The sequence below is a fragment of the Streptomyces lydicus genome (genome assembly GCF_000717345.1).
Classification (GTDB): domain Bacteria; phylum Actinomycetota; class Actinomycetes; order Streptomycetales; family Streptomycetaceae; genus Streptomyces; species Streptomyces lydicus.
Genome location: NZ_JNZA01000057.1, coordinates 1 through 22,162, shown reverse-complemented (window position 1 = coordinate 22,162; position 22,162 = coordinate 1). Strand labels below are relative to the sequence as shown.

21 protein-coding genes and 1 tRNA gene are annotated in these 22,162 nt (G+C 72.2%); 5 read left to right on the top strand and 17 right to left on the bottom strand.

What is annotated here, in order from left to right:
• Nucleotides 1–308: 308 nt before the first annotated feature.
• From OO62_RS34190 to ehuB, 7 genes are all read right to left on the bottom strand, one after another.
• Nucleotides 309–776 carry a hypothetical protein gene (locus OO62_RS34190; RefSeq protein ID WP_033271596.1) on the bottom strand — a complete coding sequence of 156 codons (468 nt, stop codon included), beginning with the start codon at nt 774–776 and terminating at the stop codon, nt 309–311.
• 66 nt (nt 777–842) lie between these two features.
• Nucleotides 843–1,259, bottom strand: a complete 417-nt coding sequence (locus tag OO62_RS34185) for a hypothetical protein (RefSeq protein ID WP_129323002.1) — start codon at nt 1,257–1,259, stop codon at nt 843–845.
• Between the two features lie 156 nt (nt 1,260–1,415).
• Nucleotides 1,416–1,952: a winged helix-turn-helix domain-containing protein gene (locus OO62_RS37265; protein ID WP_051733849.1), complete on the bottom strand. Its 537-nt coding sequence runs from the start codon at nt 1,950–1,952 to the stop codon at nt 1,416–1,418.
• A 317-nt stretch (nt 1,953–2,269) separates the two neighbouring features.
• Nucleotides 2,270–3,112 carry an ectoine/hydroxyectoine ABC transporter ATP-binding protein EhuA gene (gene ehuA / locus OO62_RS34175; RefSeq protein WP_381574202.1) on the bottom strand — a complete coding sequence of 281 codons (843 nt, stop codon included), beginning with the start codon at nt 3,110–3,112 and terminating at the stop codon, nt 2,270–2,272.
• On the bottom strand, nt 3,102–3,719 hold the full coding sequence (gene ehuD / locus OO62_RS34170; protein ID WP_033271609.1) for an ectoine/hydroxyectoine ABC transporter permease subunit EhuD: 618 nt from the start codon (nt 3,717–3,719) through the stop codon (nt 3,102–3,104). The genes ehuA and ehuD overlap by 11 nt, the downstream gene beginning before the upstream one ends.
• A gap of 32 nt (nt 3,720–3,751) precedes the next feature.
• On the bottom strand, nt 3,752–4,483 hold the full coding sequence (gene ehuC, locus OO62_RS34165) for an ectoine/hydroxyectoine ABC transporter permease subunit EhuC (RefSeq protein WP_033271594.1): 732 nt from the start codon (nt 4,481–4,483) through the stop codon (nt 3,752–3,754).
• Entirely contained in the window at nt 4,480–5,418 is a 939-nt protein-coding gene (gene ehuB, locus OO62_RS34160) for an ectoine/hydroxyectoine ABC transporter substrate-binding protein EhuB (RefSeq protein ID WP_051733848.1), read from the bottom strand. Before ehuB ends, ehuC begins: the two co-directional genes overlap by 4 nt.
• 130 nt (nt 5,419–5,548) lie before the next feature.
• Here ehuB and OO62_RS34155 point away from each other — a divergent pair, with 130 nt between their 5' ends.
• Entirely contained in the window at nt 5,549–6,049 is a 501-nt protein-coding gene (locus OO62_RS34155; protein ID WP_033271607.1) for a DUF3830 family protein, read from the top strand.
• A 95-nt stretch (nt 6,050–6,144) separates the two neighbouring features.
• On the opposite strand, the gene OO62_RS34150 is transcribed toward OO62_RS34155, so the two are convergent.
• The 3 genes from OO62_RS34150 to OO62_RS34140 form a co-directional block, all read right to left on the bottom strand.
• On the bottom strand, nt 6,145–6,744 hold the full coding sequence (locus tag OO62_RS34150; RefSeq protein ID WP_033271593.1) for a hypothetical protein: 600 nt from the start codon (nt 6,742–6,744) through the stop codon (nt 6,145–6,147).
• A gap of 109 nt (nt 6,745–6,853) precedes the next feature.
• Nucleotides 6,854–8,269: an amidase gene (locus OO62_RS34145; protein WP_033271592.1), complete on the bottom strand. Its 1,416-nt coding sequence runs from the start codon at nt 8,267–8,269 to the stop codon at nt 6,854–6,856.
• Nucleotides 8,270–8,349: 80 nt separating this feature from the next.
• A complete protein-coding gene (locus OO62_RS34140) occupies nt 8,350–9,315 on the bottom strand; it encodes a D-2-hydroxyacid dehydrogenase (RefSeq protein ID WP_033271591.1) in 966 nt (321 codons plus the stop codon).
• Between the two features lie 203 nt (nt 9,316–9,518).
• On the opposite strand from OO62_RS34140, the gene OO62_RS34135 reads away from it, so the two are divergent.
• The 3 genes from OO62_RS34135 to OO62_RS34125 all read left to right on the top strand — a co-directional run bounded on the left by OO62_RS34135 (nt 9,519) and on the right by OO62_RS34125 (nt 12,566).
• Complete coding sequence (locus OO62_RS34135; RefSeq protein ID WP_033271590.1) at nt 9,519–10,433, top strand: maleate cis-trans isomerase family protein; 915 nt, start codon at nt 9,519–9,521, stop codon at nt 10,431–10,433.
• A 148-nt stretch (nt 10,434–10,581) separates the two neighbouring features.
• Nucleotides 10,582–11,307 carry a maleate cis-trans isomerase family protein gene (locus OO62_RS34130; protein ID WP_033271589.1) on the top strand — a complete coding sequence of 242 codons (726 nt, stop codon included), beginning with the start codon at nt 10,582–10,584 and terminating at the stop codon, nt 11,305–11,307.
• Between the two features lie 131 nt (nt 11,308–11,438).
• Complete coding sequence (locus tag OO62_RS34125; protein ID WP_033271588.1) at nt 11,439–12,566, top strand: LLM class flavin-dependent oxidoreductase; 1,128 nt, start codon at nt 11,439–11,441, stop codon at nt 12,564–12,566.
• Nucleotides 12,567–12,661: 95 nt separating this feature from the next.
• Here the strand turns inward: OO62_RS34125 and OO62_RS34120 are convergent, their stop codons facing one another.
• Nucleotides 12,662–14,458 carry a putative bifunctional diguanylate cyclase/phosphodiesterase gene (locus tag OO62_RS34120; RefSeq protein ID WP_033271606.1) on the bottom strand — a complete coding sequence of 599 codons (1,797 nt, stop codon included), beginning with the start codon at nt 14,456–14,458 and terminating at the stop codon, nt 12,662–12,664.
• A gap of 361 nt (nt 14,459–14,819) precedes the next feature.
• On the opposite strand from OO62_RS34120, the gene OO62_RS34115 reads away from it, so the two are divergent.
• Entirely contained in the window at nt 14,820–16,064 is a 1,245-nt protein-coding gene (locus OO62_RS34115; RefSeq protein ID WP_033271587.1) for a M6 family metalloprotease domain-containing protein, read from the top strand.
• Nucleotides 16,065–16,110: 46 nt separating this feature from the next.
• On the opposite strand, the gene OO62_RS34110 is transcribed toward OO62_RS34115, so the two are convergent.
• The 6 genes from OO62_RS34110 to OO62_RS34085 form a co-directional block, all read right to left on the bottom strand.
• Nucleotides 16,111–16,184: transfer RNA gene (locus OO62_RS34110), tRNA-Lys, on the bottom strand.
• Between the two features lie 56 nt (nt 16,185–16,240).
• Entirely contained in the window at nt 16,241–16,915 is a 675-nt protein-coding gene (locus tag OO62_RS34105) for a bifunctional DNA primase/polymerase (protein ID WP_033271586.1), read from the bottom strand.
• Between the two features lie 195 nt (nt 16,916–17,110).
• Entirely contained in the window at nt 17,111–17,494 is a 384-nt protein-coding gene (locus OO62_RS34100) for a hypothetical protein (protein WP_051733847.1), read from the bottom strand.
• 113 nt (nt 17,495–17,607) lie between these two features.
• Nucleotides 17,608–18,975 (bottom strand): AAA family ATPase, encoded by a 1,368-nt coding sequence (locus OO62_RS34095; protein WP_033271584.1) that lies wholly within the window; start codon nt 18,973–18,975, stop codon nt 17,608–17,610.
• A 40-nt stretch (nt 18,976–19,015) separates the two neighbouring features.
• The gene (locus OO62_RS34090) at nt 19,016–20,566 is read right to left on the bottom strand and encodes a hypothetical protein (RefSeq protein WP_033271583.1); all 1,551 of its coding nucleotides are present in this window, start codon (nt 20,564–20,566) and stop codon (nt 19,016–19,018) included.
• On the bottom strand, nt 20,557–21,852 hold the full coding sequence (locus OO62_RS34085) for a hypothetical protein (protein WP_051733846.1): 1,296 nt from the start codon (nt 21,850–21,852) through the stop codon (nt 20,557–20,559). Before OO62_RS34085 ends, OO62_RS34090 begins: the two co-directional genes overlap by 10 nt.
• Nucleotides 21,853–22,162 lie beyond the last annotated feature (310 nt).

Sequence of the window (22,162 nt, the reverse complement as noted above, 5' to 3'; positions counted from 1 at the left end):
GTGGCCGCATCGTCGGGCACGGTCGACGCAGGGACGACCGCGGCCCGGCAACAGGGCTGCTATCACGATAGCGGCCAACGGCCCTCGATGGAGGGGGTCTTGACCGAAAAGAAGCGCGTCCCGGTTTTCTGTACAGGCGGTTGAGACGCTGGCATATGCCAAGGTCACGAAGCTGACTGCCAGGGAGTTTCACACTCCGGTCACATCCGGCCGCGCCGGCGCGTAACCCGATGAGGGCCGAGGAGGGTACGGAACCGGCCAATTCCGTGGCCGGTTCCGCAGACCTCACGTCATCCGCCGGGACGCCGTCAGGACGTCCGCAGCATCTTCTCGTCGCTGGTCCACTTGATCTTGCTGCCCTTCCAGGTACTGACGTACCAGAGGAAGATCCGCTTCTCGGCCATCTGCCGGTCGAAGTTGCAGACCTGCCAGCCGCCCTTGTGGTTGCCGTAACAGCGGTAGCCCGGGTTCCCGTTGGAGTTGGTCATGCCGCGTACCTCGATGCGCAGCCCGTCCCCCGGTGCGGTGTCCTTGATCCAGACCCGGTCGCCCTTCGCCCGGAAGCACGCCATGCCCGCGCTCTTGTGGCCGTTGCCGACGGTGTTGCACTTGGCGTCGAACTTCGTCGACTTCTTCGTCGGCTTCGCCTTCTGGCTGTAGACGGTCTTCTTGAGGGGCGCGTCCCCCGCCGAGGCCGAGGCGGCGCCCGGGAGGGCACCCACCAGGGCGGTGGCGGCCAGTGCGGCCCCCGCGGCGCCCGCGATCATCCTGCGCATACGCACCTGCCTTTTCCGGTCATGAATTCGAGCAGAGATTCAGAGTCGTGGGCCTGCCGGGACGGCTCAGCCGTACATCGGCGTGCTCCACACCGTCTTCGACTTCCCGTGGCCCCAGGAGCCGGTGACCTTGGTGCGCCACTTCTGGATGCGGGCGTCGTCCTTGACTTCCCTGGTGGCCTTGAAGCACGACCTGCCGTGGCTGCTGCAATGGGCCGTCGCCATCTTCTTCTTGCCCTTGTAGAGGGTGACGGTGAGCTTGGTGTAGGCCGGCGTGAAGTTGCACTTGATCGCGCCGTTGCCGAACTTGTCGGTCTTGCGGTCGACCCGGTCGGTGTAGGCGGATACCTTGCAGGTTTTCTTCGTTACGGCGGGGCCGTGGTCCGCGGCCGCGGCGCCGGTGGCCGCCATTCCCGTCGTACCGAGAATTCCCGCGGCGGCGACACTCACCAGGAGTGCGCGAGAGGCCCTGTGCACACGCATGCTGCATCCCCTTCGGGTTTCGGTGCGGTGCGGGGAAGCAGCCGGCCGCGGCAATTTCCGGAAGCCCGGAATTCCCGCGGCCGGCGTCCCCGCCGGTGATTCGCCTCTCAGTCTTGAGGAGCCCGGCGGGGTGGCCAATGTCGGGCCGATGTCAGTTCACTGACGGATCACGTCCTCACCGGCCAGGCGCAGCCCGTAGCCCCGTACCGAGGCGATACGCACCTCCACCCCGGCCCGTTCCAGCTTCCGGCGCAGCCGCCGTACGGCACTGTGGATCACCGTGGTGTCCACCCCGCAGGACGCCCCCCACACGTCCCGGACGAGTTCCCGGAACGAGACCACCCCGCCGCTCTGCCGGGCCAGGCAGGCCAGCAGGGCGATCTCCTGGCCGGTCAGCTCCAGCGCGGCGCCGCGCCACCACGCCCGTTGCTCGTCCGGCCGGATCTCCAGCTGGCCGGCCTGGAGCGCCGGTACGTGCCGCGCGCCGCCGGCGGCGGCCGGCTCGCCGTCCACCAGGCGCCGCGCCTGGTCGAGATCGCGGACGAGCAGGACCGGCAGATTGCTGTGCAGCAGTTCGCCGACCTGCTCCAGGTCGGCGACGGTGTTCGCGACGACGACGGCGTAGGCGTCGCGGTGCTGAAGCGGCGGTTCCTCGTACGCGCTGACGGCCGTGGCGAAATACGAGACGTTCACGTCTCCCACTGTCCTTCCCATGAAAAAGGGACCCCGTTGCATTGCCTGCGGACAGACCACCTGGGACGGCCCAACTCCGTTGTTCCACCCTGGTCATGAGGTGGCGTCAGGTAGTCGCGCAGGCCGTTCTGGAACGGTAGACGGTAGACGTGTTTTCAGCCATAGGCGGCTGACTTGAGGAAGGGTTGAGCCACCCGTCGAGGGGTGATATTCCGGGATTCGGTGGGCATGGTGCCCGTCCGTGGAATGCGAAAGGTGGTGCGCCCCGTCCGAAGAGGGGCACACCACCCGTGAACCGCGTGTCTACCGCGGCTGTTTCACAGCACCGCGCTGAGGAATTCCCGGGTGCGTTCGTGCTCCGGCTCCGTGAAGATCTTCTCGGGCGCCCCGGATTCGATGACCCGCCCGGCGTCGAACATCAGGACATCGTCGGAGATGTCCCGGGCGAAATTCATCTCGTGCGTGACGCAGAGCATGGTGATGTCCGTGGTGTGGGCGATGTCCCGCAGGACGTCGAGCACCCCGGCCACCAGCTCCGGGTCCAGCGCCGAGGTCACCTCGTCCAGCAGCAGCACCTGCGGGCGCATCGCCAGCGCCCGGGCGATGGCGACCCGCTGCTGCTGTCCGCCGGAGAGCTGGTTGGGGTACTTGTCGAGGTGCTCGGTCAGGCCCACCAGCTCCAGCAGGTCCCGGGCCCGCTCCTCGGCGGCGTCCTTGTCCAGCCCCAGGACGTGCACCGGCGCCTCGGTGATGTTCCGCAGCACCTTCATGTTGGGGAAGAGGTTGAACTGCTGGAACACCATGCCGATGTTCTTGCGGACCTCCCGGACGTGCTTCTCCCCGGCCGGGACGAGCTTGCCGCCCTTCTCCTCGTGCGTCAGGTACTCACCGCCGACCTTGATGGTGCCCTCGTCCGGCTTCAGCAGCGTCATCAGCAGCCGCAGGATCGTGGTCTTGCCGGAGCCGGACGGGCCGATGAGGGTGACGTGCTTGCCGGAGGAGACCGTGAAGTCCAGCGAGTCCAGCACGGTGTTGGTCCCGAACCGCTTGGTGACGTGGTCGAAGCGGATCAGCTCGGTGCCGGCCGCGGACCTCGCCCCGGTGGGGCCCCCGTCCGCCGCGCCGGCCGTTTCTTTCGAGGGGGTGCTGTCAGCGGACAAGACGACGCTCCAGGGCTCGCAGGAGGAGGGAGGTGGGGTAGGAGATGACCACGAAGAGGATGCCGACGACGGTGATCGGCTCCAGGTAGTCGAAGGTGGTGGCGCTGATGCTGTTCGCCTGGAAGAGCATGTCGGCGACGGTGATGCCGGCCAGCAGCGGCGTGTCCTTGAACATCGCGATGACGTAGTTGCCGAGCGCGGGCACCACCCGGCGGAACGCCTGCGGGAGGATCACCGCGGTCCAGGTGCGCCGGCGCGGCAGGCTCAGCGCGGTCGCGGCCTCCCACTGCCCGGGCGGCACGCCGTCGATACCGGCGCGGTACACCTCGGAGGTGTACGTCGAGTAGTGCAGCCCCAGGCCGATCACGCCCGTGGTCAGCGGCGCGAAGGTCAGTCCCCAGCCCGGCAGGACGAAGAACAGGAAGAACAGCTGCACCAGCAGCGGGGTGTTGCGGATGAATTCGACGACGATGCTGACCGGCCAGGTGACCCAGCGGCTCGGCGAACGCAGCAGCAGCGCCCACACCAGTCCGAGCGCGAAGGCCACCAGCGAGCCGTAGAAGGTGGCCTGGATGGTGATCCACAGCCCCTTGAGGATGTCGGGCATGATCTCGCCGACGTAGCTCCACGACCAGTTGTTCACGGCTTGCCTCCGGTGGCCAGCGCCTCGGGACCCTGCTTCTCGACGGGCAGCTTGCGGGAGAACCAGCCCTCGCCCTTGGGCACCGCCCGGCCCACCGATGCCTTGGCGCGGCGTTCCAGCAGGCGCATGATCCGGGTCACCACGAACGCGACCGCGAAGTACAGCACGAGGATGATTCCGTAGACCTGGGCGCTCTGGCCCGTGGACAGCCGGGCCAGCTTGGCCTGGAAGGTGAGCTCGCCGATGGACAGCAGCGACGCCAGCGCGGTGCCCTTGAGCAGCTCGATCAGCAGGTTGTTGAACGGCGGCATCATCTCGGGGACGGCCTGCGGCAGCAGCACCTTCCGCAGCCGCTGCCAGGGCGTGAAGTTCAGCGCGACCGCCGCCTCACGCTGGGCGGCCGGCACCGCCTGGAGGGCGCCGCGCACGATCTCCGAGCCGTACGCCCCGTAGGACAGTCCGAGGGCCAGGGTGCCCGCCCAGATGCCGGCGAGCTGCCAGCCCAGCAGGGGCAGCGCGAAGAACAGCCAGAACATCAGCACCAGCGCCGAGGTGCCGCGGAAGAACTCCACGTACACACCGGACAGGAAGCGCACGATCCACAGGCGCGAGGTACGGGACAGACCGATGCCGAAGGCGACGACGGCGGCCAGGGCGGCGCTGTAGACCATCAGCTGGACGGTGATCCACAGCCCCTTGAAGAAGAGTTCCCACAGCGCAGAGGTCACTTTTTGCAGAGCTCCTTCGCGGTGAGGTCGGTCATGAACTCCTCGGTGAAGCCGAAGGGCTTGGCAATGCGCAGGAGTTCGCCGCTCTTCTTCATCTTCTGCAGCTCACCGTTGAAGGCGTCGCGCAGTTTCGTCTCGCCGAGCCGGAAGCCGTAGCCGCCGCCGTCCCGCTGTTGCTTGCCGTCGACCGTCGGAGTGAACGGGGAGGTCATCTGCACCTTGGGGTGCTTACCGGTCTTCAGCGCCTCGATCATGGTCAGCGCGGTACCGGCGAAGGCGTCGATGCGTCCCGCCTCCAGTGCCTCCATTCCGGCGATCTGGTCGCCGTAGGTCTGGATCGTGCTCTTCTTGACGCCGTTGCCGACCGCGTAATCGATCTCCGCGTAACCGATTCCGGTGCCCATCCGGAGATGCTGCCGGGCGATATCCGGATAATCCTTGATCTTGTGCGGGTTCCCCTTGGGAACGAGAAAGGCGTCCTTCGACTCGTAATCCGGGTCGGAGAAGAGCACCGCGGCGCAGCGCGCCTTGTTGATGAACATGCCCGCGACGATCACGTCGTACTGGAACGAGTGCAGGCCGGGCACCAGCGCGCCGAACTCGACCGGGACCGGCTCGAAATTCCGGATCCCGAGCCGCTGGAAGATCGTTTTGGCGACCGCCGGTGCCTCGCCGGTCAGCTCGCCCTTGCTGTTGATCGAGGCGTAGGGCGGTTCACTGGCGATTCCCATGCGCACGGTGCCCTTTTTGCGCAGGTCCTCGAGCAGGTGACCGCCGTCCGTGGCCCCGCTGACGTCGACGCGGGAGCAGCCGGTGGCCGCTCCCAGGGCACCCGCTGCGCCGAGCGCCGCTACCCCCGCGAGCAGCGACCGGCGGCGGATGCCGCGCGTCAATTGGCCTGTGATCTCTGAGGTGTTCCATGGTGGTGAAGCCATGGGCGCGCGGCTACCCGAATCGCCGGCACTTATGCCGATCGTTTCCGGCCCTTGATGCGACCGGTGCTGAGGAGTTCCGTACTGTTCCATGCTGTTCCGTACGCCGGTATTGCCCCCCTACGATCTGAGCATGACCGATCGCTTCATCGAAGTCTCGCTCGACAAGCGCGGCGTGAGCTGCACGGCGAAACTGCTCGACGACCGCGCGCCGATCACCTGCAATGCCGTCTGGGACGCGCTGCCACTCGGCGGCGACGTCTACCACGCAAAATACGCCCGCAACGAGATCTACGCCCTGCTGGCGCCGTTCGCTCCCGAGGAGCCGCCGCTGGAGAACCCGACGATCACCCCGATCCCCGGCGACCTGTGCTATTTCACGTTCAGCGACACCCAATTGGGTACCGCCTCCTACGGCTATGAGCGGCAGGCCGAGCACCGGGGCCGCGCCACCGTCGTCGACCTCGCGCTGTTCTACGAGCGCAACAATCTGCTGATCAACGGCGACGCGGGCTGGGTGCCCGGAATCGTCTGGGGCAGCGTCGTCGACGGGCTCGACCGGATGGCCGACGCCTGCCAGGACCTGTGGCGGGCCGGGGCCCTGGGGGAGACCCTCAACTTCCGCCGGGCCTAGGCGGAGACACCCCCTGAGCCGTGTCCGGAAAGTCCCGCACGGGCTACGGGCAGCCGGTGCTGCTTTCCGGACACGGCCTTCGGGACCGGCCCCGCTCAGCCGAACCAGACCACCAGGCGGACGTTCTCGTCGCCGTGCACGGCCGCCAGTTCGCGCATCGCCGCCCACACCGGGCCCCAGCTGCCGTCCGGCGGGACGAACATGCGGGGTGTGAGGACCACCGGGCGGTACACGGCGCCGTCCAGGTGGACCTCGCCGCCCTGCGGCCATTCCGACGGCATCAGATCCTCGCCGAAGCCCTGCTCCGCCGCGTCGAGCACCTCGATCGGTGCCCAGACGACGTCGTCCAGGGCGAGCTCGCCGCCCGGGACCGGCCGCCATACGCCGACGCGGGAGTAATCGGGACCGTCGGACAGCGGTCCGTCCCAGTCGACCGCCGCGACGTCGGCCCACGTCGCGTACGAGTGGCTGTGGTGCCATTCCTGGCACGCGCCGGCGACCGGTTCCGAGACGTCGTCCGGCAGCCCCCGCTGGTCGAACAGTGCCCGTTCCACACCGAGGCCCCCGCCGAAGCCGAAGAGGCACTCCCAGGCGAAGCGCTGCCGCCCGAGCCCGAAGTCCGGCAGATCGAACTGCATCTCCCAGCCGCCGCCCGATGCCCGTGTCTCGATCACACCGTCGATGTCCGCCCCCATGGGCGACGAGCCTAGGGGCAGGAAAAGGGGTGGGCCGTTACTCCGTTGGTGGTGCGACGGCGTTCCCGGACGTCACGGGCCGTGGAAGGCGGTCCACGAACGCTTCCCCTCAGGGAGCCGGCGGCGCCGGAATCCCCGCGGTCCCCGCCTCGTAGAGGGCATGCGCGGCACGCAGCACCAGCGCGTCCGCGTGCCGCGCACCCACCAGCTGGACGCCGATCGGCAGACCCGCGCCGTCCACCCCGCAGGGCACGGTCGCGGCCGGCTGCTGGGTGAGGTTGAAGGGGTAGGTGAACGGCGTCCAGCCCGTCCAACGGGCGTGGCCGGAACCCGACGGCACTTCCACGCCGCCCTCGAAGGCGGTGATCGGCTCGGTGGGCGTCACCAGCAGGTCGTACGTCCGGTGGAAGCGGCCCATCGCCTGACCCAGCGCCATCCGGGTGTCGACCGCCGCCAGATAGTCCAGCGCGCTGTAGCGGGCGCCCTGCTCGCAGATCTCCCGCAGCCCCGGGTCCAGCAGCGCCCGCCGGGTGTCGTCCAGGTGCTGCACCACCCGGGCCGCACCGCTGAACCACAGGGTGTGGAACGCCTCCACCGGGTCGGCGATCCCCGGGTCGGTCTCCTCGACGTGCGCACCCAGCTCGGCGAGCGTCTCGGCGGCGCCCCGGACCGCCGCGGCGACCTCGGGAGCCACCGCCACGTCCCAGCCCAGCGACGGGCTGAAGGCCACCCGCAGCCCCGCCACTCCGCCGGCCACCGCCTCCCGGAAGGAGCCGGCGGCCGGCCCGAGCTGCGACCAGTCGCGCCAGTCCGCGCCGGAGATCACGTCCATCATCAGCGCCGCGTCCGCCGCGTTCCGGGTCATCGGCCCGACGTGCGCCAGCGTCCCGAACGGGCTCGCCGGATACAGCGGCACCCGCCCGTAGGTCGCCTTGAGCGCGAAGATCCCGCAGAACGACGCCGGGATGCGCACCGAACCCCCGCCGTCCGTGCCCAGACTCAGCGGCCCGGCGCCCAGCGCCACCGCCGCCGCGCTCCCGCCGCTGGAGCCGCCCGAGGTGCGCCCGGGGGCGTACGGATTGCCCGTCACCCCGTGCCGTGGACTGTCGGTGACGCCCTTCCAGCCGAACTCCGGGGTGGTGGTCTTGCCGAGGAACACCGCCCCGGACTCCCGCAGCCGGGCCACCGACGGCGCGTCCTCCTCCCAGGGGCCGTCGGCCCGGACCGTCCGCGATCCGCGCAGCGTCGGGGTGCCCCGGGTCAGGATCAGGTCCTTGACGGTGACCGGCACCCCGTCCACCGGGCCGGCCGGCGCACCCGCCCGCCAGCGCCCGGCCGACTCCCCGGCGGCGGACAGCGCCTCGTCCGCGTCGATCCGGGTGAAGCAGTTCGTCGCGGCCTGGGCGGCCTCGGCGCGCTCCAGCACGGCCCGGGTGGCCTCGACGGGGGAGAAGGCGCCGGCGGCGTACCCGGCCGTCAGAGCGGTGGCGGTCAGGTCGGCGAGGTCGGTCGGTTCGGTGGTCATGCGTCCTCCGAGCGTCGGCCGCCCCGGGGGAGGCGGCGGGTGGGAGCGCGGCGGCCGTGCCGGGCACGGCCGCCGCGCCGTCACTGCACCGGTACGTACCCGAGCCTTTTGTCGACGACGTTGAGCAGCGGCTCGCCGGCCGCCCACCGGTCGAAGTTGTCCTGGAACTGTTCGGCCAGCGCGTCCCGCCAGCCCAGCGTGTCCCCGCTCATGTGGGGCGAGACGATCAGATGCGGCACGTCCCACAGCGCGCTGTCCGAGGGCACCGGCTCGTGCTCGAAGACGTCCAGTGCCGCCGCCGCGATCCGCCACTCGCGCAGCGCCGCGATCAGGTCCGCCTCGACGACCATCGGGCCGCGTCCGACGTTGATGAACCGCGCCCGTGCCGGCATCCGGGCGAACGCCGCCTTGTCGAACAGGCCGCGGGTGGCGTCCGTCAGGGGCGCCGCGCACACCACCCAATCCGCCTGTCCCAGCAGGCCGTTCAGCGCGTCACTGGCATGGACGAGCCCGAATTGCGGGTCGTCCTTCCGCTCCCGGCGGCCGACCAGATCGACCTTGACACCCAGTGCCAGGAGGGTCGTCCCGATGGCCCGGCCGATCGGCCCGGAGCCGACCACGACCGCCCGGGTGCCGGCCAGCCGCCGCGTCTCGCGATGCTGCCAGCGCCGCTGCCGCTGAAGCTCCCAACTTCCGTAAAAATCTTTGGCCATGGCCAGGATCAGCCCGGCGACATACTCGGCGATCGGCTGCTCGAAGACGCCCCGGGCGTTGGTCACGACCGTGTCGTCGGCGATCAGCGCCGGGCACATCAGCTGGTCCACGCCCGCGCTCGCGGTGTGCACCCAGCGCGGTCTGGGGCCTTCCAGGGGCCAGGCCCCGCGGATCGCATCGGAGGTGAAGTCCCAGGCCAACAGCACGTCGGCGGAGGGGAGTCGGTCGGCCAGCGAGGTCTCGTCCGTGAAGATCACTTGGGCCCGTCCGGCCAGCCTGTCGAGCTTCGGCGGCGGGTCGGATCCCAGGACGAGGACGGTGCTTTCGGTCATGGGTCGAAACCGTTCTGAAACGTGAGCCCCTTTCAATGGAAAGGGGCGCCGGCAGATGCCTGAGATGCGAGGATTGACCACGCTAAGAAGTCGTATCTACGGTGTCAACAACGGCTCTGTCCCGACGTCCCGGCTTGCTCCGGCTGCACCTCATCCCCGGCCACTGGCCTGGCCATCAGCCCTTCGTTTTCTAGGGGCCTTCAATGGACGTCTCCTTTCTGGGTGGCCCCCAGCCTCAGCTCGGTGTGGGCGTTGTCGCCCCTTTTGACTTCGCGCTCGACCGCGAGCTGTGGCGCTGGGTACCCGACGACGTGTCCCTCCACCTCACCCGAACTCCCTTCGTGCCCGTCGAGGTCAGCCTCGACCTGGCCCGTCTGGTCAGCGAGCACGAAACGCTGGACGCTGCCGTCCAGGCGCTGTGCGCGGTATCACCGCAGGTCATCTGCTATGCCTGCACCTCCGGCAGCTTTGTCGGCGGGGTCGCGGGCGAGCGGGCCATGTGTGCTGCCATGGTCCAGGCGGGGGAGGTGCCCTCCCTCACCACCTCGGGCGCGCTGATCGACGCGCTGCGCGAGATCGGCGCGCGGCGCATCGCCGTGGTCACGCCCTACACGAAATCGGTCACCGACTCCCTGGAGGACTATCTCGGCGAGGCGGGCATCACGGTCACCGGCCGCGCCTACCTCGGACTGACCCGGCACATCTGGAAGGTGCCCTACCGCGATGTCGTCGACATGGCCCGCGCCGCCGTCGTCGGTGCCGCCGACGCGCTCTTCATCAGCTGTACGAACCTGCCGACGTACGACGTCATCCCGCAGTTGGAGGCCGAGCTGCGGATGCCGGTGCTGTCCGCCAACCAGGTCACGATGTGGGCCGCGCTACGGGAGATCGGCGTGGCCGCCGTGGGCCCGTACCAGGCGCTGCTCGATCCGGTGGCGCGCCGCGGGCCGGCCGCGATGACCGGGTCCGCGCCGGCCGGGCCGGAGGCGGGGACCCCGCGGGTGACGCCCGAGGCCGCCTTCGCCGGTCCACCCGCACCGCCCGAGGGTGAGCCGGTGGACGGCGGCGACCCGTCGCCCTACCCACCCGAGGATCCCGGTCCGCTGCCCCCGGTTTGAGGCCGGTCCGAACCCGACCCCCTACCGGACGCCGCCGGCGCCGCGCGCCGTGTCGCCGGCGGTGCTCCTTCCCGACCTTCTCGTACGACCCGGGAAACGCCCCGCACCCATGAACGCCCCGGCACCCGCACACGCAAGGGAGATCTGCATGGCATCGGTCGGCTTCCTCTACCCCGGCTACTCCGCCGAGGACGACTACCCCCGGCTGGAGACGATCCTGGGCGGCTCGGTCCGCCTGCCGCTCGTGCACACCGACATCGGCGAGGACGCCCACCGGGTCGACGCGCTGCTGGAGATGGGCTCCGCCGCCCGGCTGGCGGCCGGCGTCGAGGAGCTGAAGGAGCGCGGCGCCGAGGCCGTCGTCTGGGCCTGCACGAGCGCCAGTTTCGTCTTCGGCTGGGAGGGCGCCCACGAACAGGTCAGGGAGCTGTCCGTCACCGCCGGCCTGCCCGCCTCCAGTACGTCCTTCGCCTTCGCGCACGCGGTCCAGGCGCTCGGCGCCCACCGGGTCGCGATCGCCGCGACCTACCCGGAGGACGTGGCCGAGCACTTCCGGGCGTTCCTGAAGTCGGCCGGCACGGAGGTCGTCTCGACCCGCGGCAGCGGCATCATCACCGCCGCCGAGGTCGGCACCTGGGGCCGCGAGGAGGTGCTCGCGCTCGCCCGGGCCGGCGACCATCCGGACGCCGAGGCCGTGCTGCTGCCCGACACCGCCCTGCACACCGCCGAGCACCTCCCGGCGCTGGAGGCGGAACTGCGCAAGCCGGTGCTCACGGCCAATCAGGTGACGGCCTGGGAGGGCCTGCGGCTGCTGGACCGGAAGCTCTCCTGCCCGGCCCTGGGCACGCTCTTCACCCGCACCGCCGGCCGGTAGCGGGCCCGTCCGGCCGACTCCACGGCATCCGCTCCTGACCGGGGAATAACGCTCCTGACCCGGGAATAAGTGGAGACGCTCTCCGGTTGTCCTCCTCGCACACCCAGCGCAACGCGAGGAGGACCCGCACCGTGAGCGGCGAAGACGACCAGACCCGGGACAGCGGCCGGACGATCCGCGACGGCGAGGACGGGATACGGGCCACCGCCCGGGGCAGCGCCCCGGTGCCGCTGTCCGTGCTCGACCTGGTCACCGTCGGCGCCGGCAACACCGCGGCGGACGCGGTACGCACCGCCGTCACCCTCGCCCGGACGGCCGAGCGCCGCGGGTTCCACCGCTACTGGGTCGCCGAGCACCACTCCATGCCCGGCGTCGCCTCCTCTTCCCCTGCGGTGCTGCTGGCCCACCTCGCCGCGCACACCGAACGGATCCGGCTCGGCTCCGGCGGCGTCATGCTGCCCAACCACGCCCCGCTGGTCATCGCCGAGCAGTTCGGCACCCTGGAGGCGATGGCCCCCGGCCGGGTCGACCTGGGCCTGGGCCGCGCGCCGGGCACCGACGGCGCCACCGCCGCCGCGCTGCGCAGGACCCGGCACCTGAACGAGGGGGCGGACGACTTCCCGCAGCAGCTCGCCGAGTTGACCCGCTTCCTGGACGACTCCTTCCCCGACGGCCACCCGTACGCGAAGATCCACGCGGTCCCCGGTCCGGTCCAGGCCACCTCGTCGGGCGGCGTGCAGTCGCCGCACCGGCCGCCCCTGTGGCTGCTGGGCTCCTCCGGCTTCAGCGCCCGGCTCGCCGGCTCCCTCGGCCTGCCGTTCGCCTTCGCGCACCACTTCTCCGCGGCCAACACCGTCCCGGCGCTCGACCTCTACCGGGCGTCCTTCCGCCCCTCCGAGGTGCTCTCCGAGCCGTACGCCCTGATCGGGGTCGCGGCGCTGGCCGCCGAGGACGAGCGCGAGGCGCGCCGTCAGGTCATGACCGGCGCGCTGTCCATGGTCCGGCTGCGCACCGGCCGCCCGGGCCTGGTCCCGAGCCCCGAGGAGGCCGAGGCGTACCCCTTCGACGAGTTGGAGCGCGGCTTCGTCGACAGCTGGCTCGGCAACGTCGTCCATGGCACCCCCGACGCGGTCCGCCAGGGTCTCGACGACCTCGCCAAGCGCACCGGCGCCGACGAACTGATGATCACCGCCAACGCCCACGGCGGCGCGGCCAGGCTGAGGTCGTACGAGCTGATCGCGGACGCGTACGGGCTCTAGGCCGGCGGCACGAGGGTGTGCCGGCGGGGGCGGAACGGGCTGACGCCCCCGCCGGCGAACAGGTCCCGGAACCGACGGTTCAGACGACTGCGGGGCTAGATGAAGAGCGCCGCGACCCGGTCCGGCGCCACCGGCCGGGAGTACAGCCAGCCCTGCCCGGTGTCGCAGCCGATCCGGCGCAGCCGCTCCGCCTGCTCGGCGCTCTCCACGCACTCCGCGGTGACCGTCAGGCCCAGCCGGTGCGCCAGCGCGACCAGCGCCTCGACGATCATCTCGTCCGCCGGGTTGGGGTGCTCCTGGGAGCGGAAGCCGCGGACGAAGGAGCCGTCCAGCTTGAGGACGGAGACCGGCAGCCGGCTGAGGTAGGCGAGGTTGGAGTAGCCGGTGCCGAAGTCGTCGATGGCGATCCGTACGCCCATGTCGCTCAGCGCCTGGAGGGCCTGGAGCGGCCGGCCGGCCGATCCCATGACCGCGGACTCGGTCAGCTCCAGTTGCAGCAGCTCCGGCGGCAGCCCGGTCTCGGCGAGGATGCCGGCGACGTCCGCGACCAGGTCGGAGTCCCACACCTGACGTACGGCCACATTGACGCTGACGAACAGCGGCTGGTCGCTGGGGTGCGCCAGCTGCCAGGAGCGCGCCTGGTGGCAGGCGCGCTCCAGGACCCAGCGGCCCAGTTCGACGATCGCGCCGTTCTCCTCCGCCAGCGCGATGAACCGATTCGGCGGCAGCGTCCCGAACTGCGGGTGCCGCCAGCGCACCAGGGCCTCGACGCCCTGCGCCCGGCCGTCACCCAGTCCGATCAGCGGCTGGTACTCCAGGGTGAATTCGCCGCGGTCGACGGCCGGCCGCAGAGTGCTGGACAGCGCCTGCCGGGTCATCCGGTGGGCGTTGCGCTCGGGGTCGAAGAGCGTCCAGCGGGCCTTGCCGTCCTCCTTGGCCCAGTACAGCGTGGTGTCCGCGGCCTGCATCAGGCCGGTGGCGGTGGTGCCGGTGGCGGTCCGCTCCACCACGCCGATGCTCGCCGACACCGACAGCCGCTGCCCGGCCAGGTCGAACGGGCGCTGCAGCGCGTCGAGGACCCGCTGGGCGAGTTCGGCCACCTGCTCGGTCCCGGTGGAGTTCTCCACCAGAAGAGCGAACTCGTCACCGCCGAGCCGCGCCACCAGATGCTCGCCCCGGCCGCTCCCGCGGTCCGCGGTGCCCTCCGCGCAGCGGGTCAGCCGCTGCGCCACCGCGCTCAGCAGCCGGTCGCCGACGCGGTGGCCGAGGGTGTCGTTGACGGCCTTGAAGCCGTCCAGGTCGAGGTAGCACAGCCCGATCCGGCCGGTGCCGGCCGGCTCGAAGGAGGCCGCATCCAGCGCGGCGGAGAGCCGCTCGAAGAACAGCGCCCGGTTGGGCAGACGGGTGACCGGGTCGTGCATCTGGAGATGCCGCAGCCGGGCCAGCAGGTCGTGCCGGTCGCTGATGTCCGCGACCGACAGCAGCATCCGCTCCTCACCGCTGAGCGGTTCCGGGGTCAACGGCTCGACGGTCACTTCCACCCATACGGAGTGCCCCTCGGGGTGTTTGAGGCGGCGGGTGCAGCGCAACCGGTCGCTGCGCCCGCACAGCACCTCGCGGTAGGCCGTCCACACCCGGGGGTCGGCGCCGAGGTCGGTGAGGTCCGCCGCGGTGGCGGCCACCAGCTCTTCGGGGCCGGCGCCGACCAGCTCGCCGAAGGCCGGGTTGGCGGCGAGCACCAGCCCGTCGCGGTTGAGCACCGCCATCGCCAGGCGCCCGGCGTGGAAGGCCGCGCGGTAGTCGCCGAGCGAGGCGGCGGCGTCGTCGCAGTGGCCCGCCGGGGCGGGCCGCACCTCGGCGGATTCTTTGGTCGTACCGTTACGTTCCGTCACTGAGGGCAGTGTCGCGCCGGGGGTGCGGCCCGGGCTGTCGGGGTGTCCGCTCACTGCTCGCTCCCGCATGGCGCTGGTCTCGTGATGGAGGGTGCTTCTCGCGCTGGAAAGTGTGGCGATCATAGAGGCTGGCACGACGGCCGATCCAGCGACGCAGCCGTGATCGTCGGCACGCATGACGGAACTTCAGCCATTTCTGCCCGACTCTGTTCGTACCGATTGCCCCCTTGGTCGTTTGTGACTTTCCGTTACGGCGCGGCCAAGACGCGCCGGTCACTCGTCTGGGCCTTCGAAACAGGACGAATAGCATTAAATCGCCACAGGGTAGATGAGGTCTCCGAATCCGTCCCTGGAGGTATGTGTGCCGCGCTCCCGGACCGTCGACGGGGTGGACCACCGCCGCCGCATGCGGCGCGTCGCGGCCGTCATCACGTCCCTGAGCGCGCTCGTCGCGACGTCCATCGTCGCCGGCCCCGCCACCGCCTCCGAGGCCGCCCTCTCCTGTGCGCTGGGCCGCACCGACGCCCACCACTCCGAGGGCCTCGACAGCTGGAACGGCGCCTACACCCGGCCGGACCGCCCGCTCGACGCGGTCATGATCTACCTGTCCTTCCGGGACTCCCGCCCGGCCGCCTCCCCGCAGGAGCTCTCCCGCGACTACTTCCCCGCCACCTCGACGTTCTTCGCACGCGCCTCGTACGGCAGGTTCCGGCTTCGCCCGCACGTGCACCGCTCCTGGGTGAAGATGCCGCGCACGTCGGTCGCGTACGGGATACGGCGCGACTGGGACTCCACGCGGCGGGCGGACTACCTGCGGGACGCGGTCGCCGCGGCGGATCCGTCGGTGGACTTCAGCCGCTACGACATGGTCTATTTCGTCGCCGATCCGGATGCTCCGGGCGTGGATGCGGACGCCACCAAAGTGGTCAATCTCGATCAGCCGATGCACGCCGATGACCGCGACCTGCGCCGGTTCGTCACCGTCTTCGAGCAGAGTCCGCCGGACCGCAATGTCCTCGCCCACGAAACCGGACACGTCTTCGACCTGCCCGATCTCTACCACCGCCCACAGGGGCGCAAGGGTGACTGGGACGTTCATGTGGGTGACTGGGACCTCATGGGGAGCCAGTTCGGACTGGCGCCCGACCCCTTCGCCTGGCACAAGTGGAAGCTCGGCTGGATCGCCGACAACCAGGTTGACTGCGTCGATCTGACCGACCCCACCCTGCACACCCTCCGGACCCTGGGTGCCCCCAAGGAGCCCCGCAGCCAGCGCCGGCCCCGCCTCCTGGTGGTCCGGACCGGCCCGGACAGCGCGCTGGCCATCGAGGCCCGCGCGGCCCTCGGCAACGACCGCGCGCTGTGCACCGAGGGGGTCCTGGTCTACCGCGTGCAGAGCGACACCCCCTCCGGCTCGGGGCCCGTGCACGTCCTCGACGGGCACCCCGACACGTCCGCCTGCTGGGGCACCTCCGTCTATCCGCCGCTCGCGGACGCGCCCCTGGGCGTCGGGGAGAGCATGGACGACGCGAAGGACGGCGTACGCATCCAGGTCGCGGGCCGGTCGAGCGACGGCGACTGGGCGGTCAAGGTCGGCCGCGGCTGACGACACGACGAAGGCCCCCACCGGAGTGGGGGCCTTCGACTGTCTGTGCGCCGCCAGGGACTCGAACCCCGGACCCGCTGATTAAGAGTCAGCTGCTCTAACCAACTGAGCTAGCGGCGCCTGCTGACGGGGAAAACATTAGCATCCTGATCGGGGAGGGCAAAAATCGGTTTGTCTCAGCCCTGCGCCAGCGCCGAAACCGGGGGCTGAGCTGCGGCTTCCCGCTTCACCCCGGCCACCGGGCGGGCCGCCCGGACACAGGCCCACAGCAGTACGTCGGGCCCCGGCAGCCAGGGCTTGCGGACGTCCGGCGCGACCAGCCAGCGGGAGGTACTGGGCGACGCGAGGTCGGCCGGGTCGCCGGACGGGGCGTCCGGGGCGCCGTACGCGGACGGGGTGTCGGTGTACGCGGGCCGGGCGCCGGCGGTGCCGGTCCCCGGGTGGGGGTGCAGCGGCGGAACGGTCACCGCGTCGCCGGTGCCGTGGTACAGCAGCGGCGGGACGGCCGCGGCCCACTCCTCCCAGACGAGCAGCGCCGGCAGCCGCTGGGCGGTGCCCGGGGCGGCGAACAGCAGCAGCCGCCCGCGGTGTGCCGCCACCGGGCCCGAGCCGGGGCCGTCGGACCACAGCCGATCCACCATCCGCCGCCCGAAGAGCGCCGGAACGTTGATCACGTCGAACGCCGTGCCGCAGGGCAGCACGCTCGGCGCGGCCGGCCGCAGGGCCCAGAGCGCGTGCAGTTCGTCCGGACGGGGCGCGGCCGAGGCGAGCCAGTCGGCGCCCGCGAGGGTGACGTAGGACGTGGTGGGAAAGTCCGGGGTCCGGGGGGTCTCGGGCAGCCAGTCGCTCATGGGGACAGGTCTACCGATACGACACGTACCGACTTGGCTCATTGCCGGAAACCGGGACAGCGGGTCGCGGGGCCCGGTATCTTGCCCGCCTCGCATATGCCAGCGGCTCATGGTCGTGGCCCATGAGCCGCAACAAGGCGTGTGAGGTCGATGGGAGGAATGTGAAAGGTGGGGTCGGGGGTCGGGGCGGGGTGCTCAGTCCATGTCGCCCAGTGGGCTGCTGCCGCTCCGCAGCAGGCTGCGGCCGAACTCGACCATCTTCTGCGCGTAGTCCTCGGTCCACTCCGCCTGCTCGGCGAGCACGGCGAGCGGCAGCCGGTCGAATCGGCTGGGGTCGGCCAGCTGGGCGGCGGCCAGCGCCTGGAACTCCGTCGCGCGGTCGGCGGCGGCGCGGAAGGCCAGCGTCAGCTCCGTGGCCCGGCTGAGCAGCTCGCGCGGGTCCTCTATCGACTCCAGGTCGAAGAAGTGCTCGGGGTCGGCAACGGCCTCGGGCGGCTCGAAGAGCAGCTGCGCGGGCTTCATACGCCGGGGGCGGGGCGCCGCACCGCGTGGGTCGGGAGCCGGTCGCGGCTCGGACATGTACGTACCTCCAGATCGTGTGCCGCATTCCATTGTCCCGCTGCGCGCAAGGGGGCCCTCAGGGGTCGGGCGCACGCTCCGGTCGCTCCGTCCCCACCGGACGCCCGGCGCCCCTAGGGCCGCCACCGCACGCGGTGTTCCTCCAGGTGCGCCAGGACCGCGTGGTGTGCCTCCCAGCCGTCCGGGAACTTGACCGTGACGCCCAGCCGTACCGGCTCGGTCGACGGGTGCTCGTCCAGCAGGTCGGTGACACCGGCGCGGCAGACCACGATGCAGGCGTGGCGGTGGCGGGAGGCCAGCACGCACAGCCGGCCGGTCTCCAGGTGGAAGGCGGTGGCGTCGGGCCGGCCGGACAGCGGGTGGAGGACGACCGTCACATCGAATTCGCGGCCCTGAAGGCGGTTGGCGGTGTCCACCGTGACGTCCCGCACCCCCAGGCCCGCCAGCGCGGTGCGGACGGCCGCGGCCTGGTCGCGGTGGGCAGTGCCGACCGCGATCCGGTCCGCCGTGAGGGGCGCGGGCTCCGGCGACTGCTCGCTGGTCGCCGCGCCGCCGCGGTCCAGCAGCCGCCGCACCACCAGCGCCACCGCGCCCACCGCCTCCGGATCCGTCCGCGGGGTGTGCCGGGCGGGCAGCTCCAGCAGCCCCCAGCCGGACTCCGCGGCCTCGTCCAGCACCCGGTCCACCCCCGAGCCGTCTCCCGGCACGCCGAACGCCAGCCGCCGGTCCCCGTGCCCGGTGCCGCTGCGGAACGGCGTGTACGGGTAGAACGCGCCGGAGACGAGCGGCGCGGCGGAGGCGGGCAGCCGCCACGACACGGGCAGGCGGTGCTGCGGGAGGTCGGGGTTGTGCGCCAGGAGGGTGGCGACCGCGCTGGACGACGGGTCGTAGGCCAGACCGGCCCACTGCTCGGCGCCGACCACGCTGAAGGGGTCCAGCTGGCCCGGGTCGCCGACGAACAGCGCCCGTTCGAAGAGCCCGGCCACGCTGAGCAGCGCGTCCGACCGCATCTGGTACGCCTCGTCCACGATGGCGTGCCGCCAGGGCTCCTCGACCTTGGTGTAGGCCCACTTCGCGGCCGTCGCGACGACGATGTCCATCCCGGCCAGATCGGCGGCCTTCGCGGACGTACGCACCGACGGCAGCTCCGCCAGCGCCGGGTCGAAGGCGCCCGGCTCGCTGCTGTGCAGCCGGCCGACCGGCAGCTCGGGGTCCTTCCCGGCGAGCCGCAGCACGAGGTCGTCGACCTGTGCGTTGGTCTGCGCCACCACCATCAACGGGCGTCCGGCGGCGGCGAGTTCCCGGGCCGCGCGCACCACCAGCGTCGACTTGCCGGCCCCGGGCGGGGAGTCGACGACCACGCCGCGCCGGGTGCCGTGCAGCGTGTCGTGCAGGATCGCGTCGGTGGCCGCGGTGGCCGCCGCGGCGGGGTCGAAGGCGGCCCGGGGGCCGGTGGCGTACGGGTCCTGGATGGCCGTCATACCGCGGTGCGCTCCGGGCTCGTCGAGGGGCGGGCGGGGGTCACAGGAAGTCCTCCGCGGTCACGGGGTCGGGGGTCTCGGGCGGCGCGTCCCCGGCGCCGGGCGGCGGGCCGCCGTGCGTCCAGGGCGTGTCCTCCGGGGCCGGCAGCTCCGGGCCGCCGCGCGGGGAGTGCTCGAACAGCGTCCAGCACACCGCCTCGCCCGGCTCCGGCACCGAACCGGCCTCCGGCGTCCTGCCGCGCCCCATCCCGCCCGTCAGCCGCACCACCGGCATGCCCGGATCCCCGTCCGCGTAAGCCACGAACTCGGCGGACTGGGTACGGCCGTCGGCCAGCGGGCGGTGCAGCCTGGCGCCCTGCGACAGGTGGGGGCGGTCGTCCGTGCGGAGCGTGACCAGCGGGCGCGGCATGGGGCGCTTGCCCTCCGACATCGCCATCTCGACGCCGGTGACGGTGCCCCGGAATGCCTCGCCGGCCAGCCTGCGGCCCGCCATCACCAGCGGGTCGTCCAGGGCTTCCTGGGCGTCCAGTTGGGCCTGTGCGGTCTCCCGCGCGGACAGCTTCTGGGCGGCGGTGACCGCGTCGTCCCGCTTGGGCTGCGGCGGCTCCCCGGCGCGCACCCGGTCGCGGTGCGCGGTGTACGACCAGCGGTCGCGCTTCCAGCGGTCGGCGACCCGGGCGCCCTCCGGCAGCGTCCGCAGCAGGTCGACGCCCCGCCACACCGCGTCCCAGGTCGGCCGCAACTGCCCCTCGACCAAGGCCCGGAACTCCTCCTCGGCGCCCGGCAGCCCGGCGTCGTAACGGGCCATCGCCGGTGCGAGCAGCCGGTTGTCGAACGCCGGGTCGGTGGCCGGGCCGGCCGGCGGGCACCGCAGCTGCCCGTCCGCGTCCCGCGCCGACTCGGCGCGCTCGGCCGCCTCCTGGCCCGACAGGCCCGCCGGCGGGTCGATCCAGGCGAGCAGGGCGCCCAGGTGCTGGTCCTCCAGCGCGCTCTGCCCGGTCGCCCAATGGCGGGTCAGCAGGCCCGTCATGGACACCAGGAGGCCGGCGCCGGGAACCCGGGCGCGCTCGCCGAAGTGCGTCAGCCAGCGGCCCAGCAGCGGGACGTGCGGCGGGGCGGGGTACGGCGTTTCCGGCTCCTGCTCGGCCGTCCGCCGGAACCGCATCGAGCGGCCCAGCAGCCGCACGAACTCGATGCCACCGGCGCTCGGCACGATCACCTGCGGGGCGTCCGCGCACAGTTCGACCTGCACCGGGACCTTCTTGCCGGTCTCCGGGTCGGTCTCCTTGCGCTCCTCCCACTCGACGTCGTCCGCGAAGCCGTCCACGTACGGCAGCATCGTCTCGGCCAGCTCGGCGAGGAACGCGAACCGCAGGTCCCGGTCGCGCGGCTGCGGGACGGCCAGCAGCACGGGCTTCTCCCGGTCCGTGCCGACCAGCGCGCCCAGAGGGGCGCCGGCCTCACCGGCCGTCGTCAACAGGACCAGCACCAGGGGGCGTTCGGACAGGTGGCGGTGCCGGACCGTGCACCGCGGACGGGCGCGGCCCGCCGCCACCGCCTCCATCCTGGCCAGCGACTCGATCAGTGACATCCGGGCTCCTCGGTCCGCGGTGGCGGTACGGCGGCGCCGGCCAGCGCCTCGGCGCGCAGTGCGGCGGCCCGGCGCAGCGCGAGCACGGCCGGATCGTCCGGGCCCTCCGGCTCCTCCGGTTCACCGGGTGGCGCCGCCGGCTCCGCGGCCGCCGCCAGCACCTCCTCGACCGTGCGCAGCCCGCCCAACTCGCCCCGCACACCGCGCCCCAGCGCCTCCACCGCGCCCTGCTGACGCGACCGCGTGCGGCAGTGGAAGGCCAGCTCACAGGCGGCCAGGCACTCGGGGGCGTAGGCCGCGTCGACCGCCTCGACGGCCTCGACCAGCTCCTCGGCCGGCCGGGTCGCGGTCTTCCCGTCGTCCGCCAGCCGCAGGTCGAACGTCGTCTCCGCCGGCAGACCGGCGGCGATCTCCTCGACCCGGGTCAGCCGGGCCAGCTGCCGCCGGGTCGTGGCGAGCTGCTTGCGGACGTCGACCACGGCGGCCGTCGGGAGGTTGGAGAAGTCCTTCGGGCACACCAGCAGCGCCCGGTCGCGCACCCGCACCGTACGGCCGGTGCGCGCGCCGACGTGCCCGGCGACCGGCTCCAGGGCCAGCACGTACACCGCCGCCTGGCGCGCCGCCGCGCCCACCTTGGCGGCGTCCGCCGAACCGTCGATCATCGGGAAGGACTTGATCTCGACGACCGTCCAGCTGCCGTCCGGATGCACCACGACCGCGTCCGGCTCCACATACGCCGGCGAGCCGGCCACCTCGACGGCCAGCATCGGATGGTCGAGCAGCGCCCAGCCGCCGGCCGCGGTCGCCTCGCGCAGCGCCAGCGCCGTACGCGCCGCCCTGCCCTCCGGACCGGCCGCGGACAGATCGGGCGTGGCGACCGCGTCCGGCGCGGGGGGCTCGGTGCCCGGGGCGAGCCGCTCGTGCAGCAGCCGCAGCAGTTCCGTGCCGCCGTCGGCCTTCACCCGGGCCTCGAACGCATGGCCCCTCATGATCGCGAACTGGGACTGCCCGTACGCCGCGGGCGCCCCCAACGCCCTGGCCAGCGCTGCCTTGTCGACACCCGCGCCGTCCAGCAGCGCGCGGCGCCGGCAACCGGGATTGGCGGCCAGCGCGGCGAGCGCCCGGGCGTCCAGCGGCCGGGGCCGCACTCCGGCCCCGCGCAGCTCCGTGAGCCGGACCGACCTGACGCCGGCCGGGACCGCCCCCTGCGGCGGGCTCGCTGTCGGCGCCGGCAGCTCCCCCGAAGAAGCGGCCGACGCGGGTCGACTGTCACGCGAAACGTTCACCTGCCGAAGTCTCGCATCCGACACTGACACGACGGGGGTCCGGCCACGAATCGCCGGCGGGGACGGGGTGGGGTCCGGGTTCGCAGGCTGCCGATCGGCGTCGGGGACGGGGTGGGATCTCGTCGCGGGGCGCGGGGCGCGGATCGGTGTCGGGGGAGCGGGATCTCTGTCGCCGGCCGCGGATCGCCGTCGGGGCCGGGCCCCTCTCCGTCGGGGCCGGGCCCCTCTCCGTCGGGGCCGGGCCCCTCTCCGCAACGGCCCCCGGTGATGCGTCCCGGCCCGGGTGGTGCGCACGGCCCCGGCCCTCCCT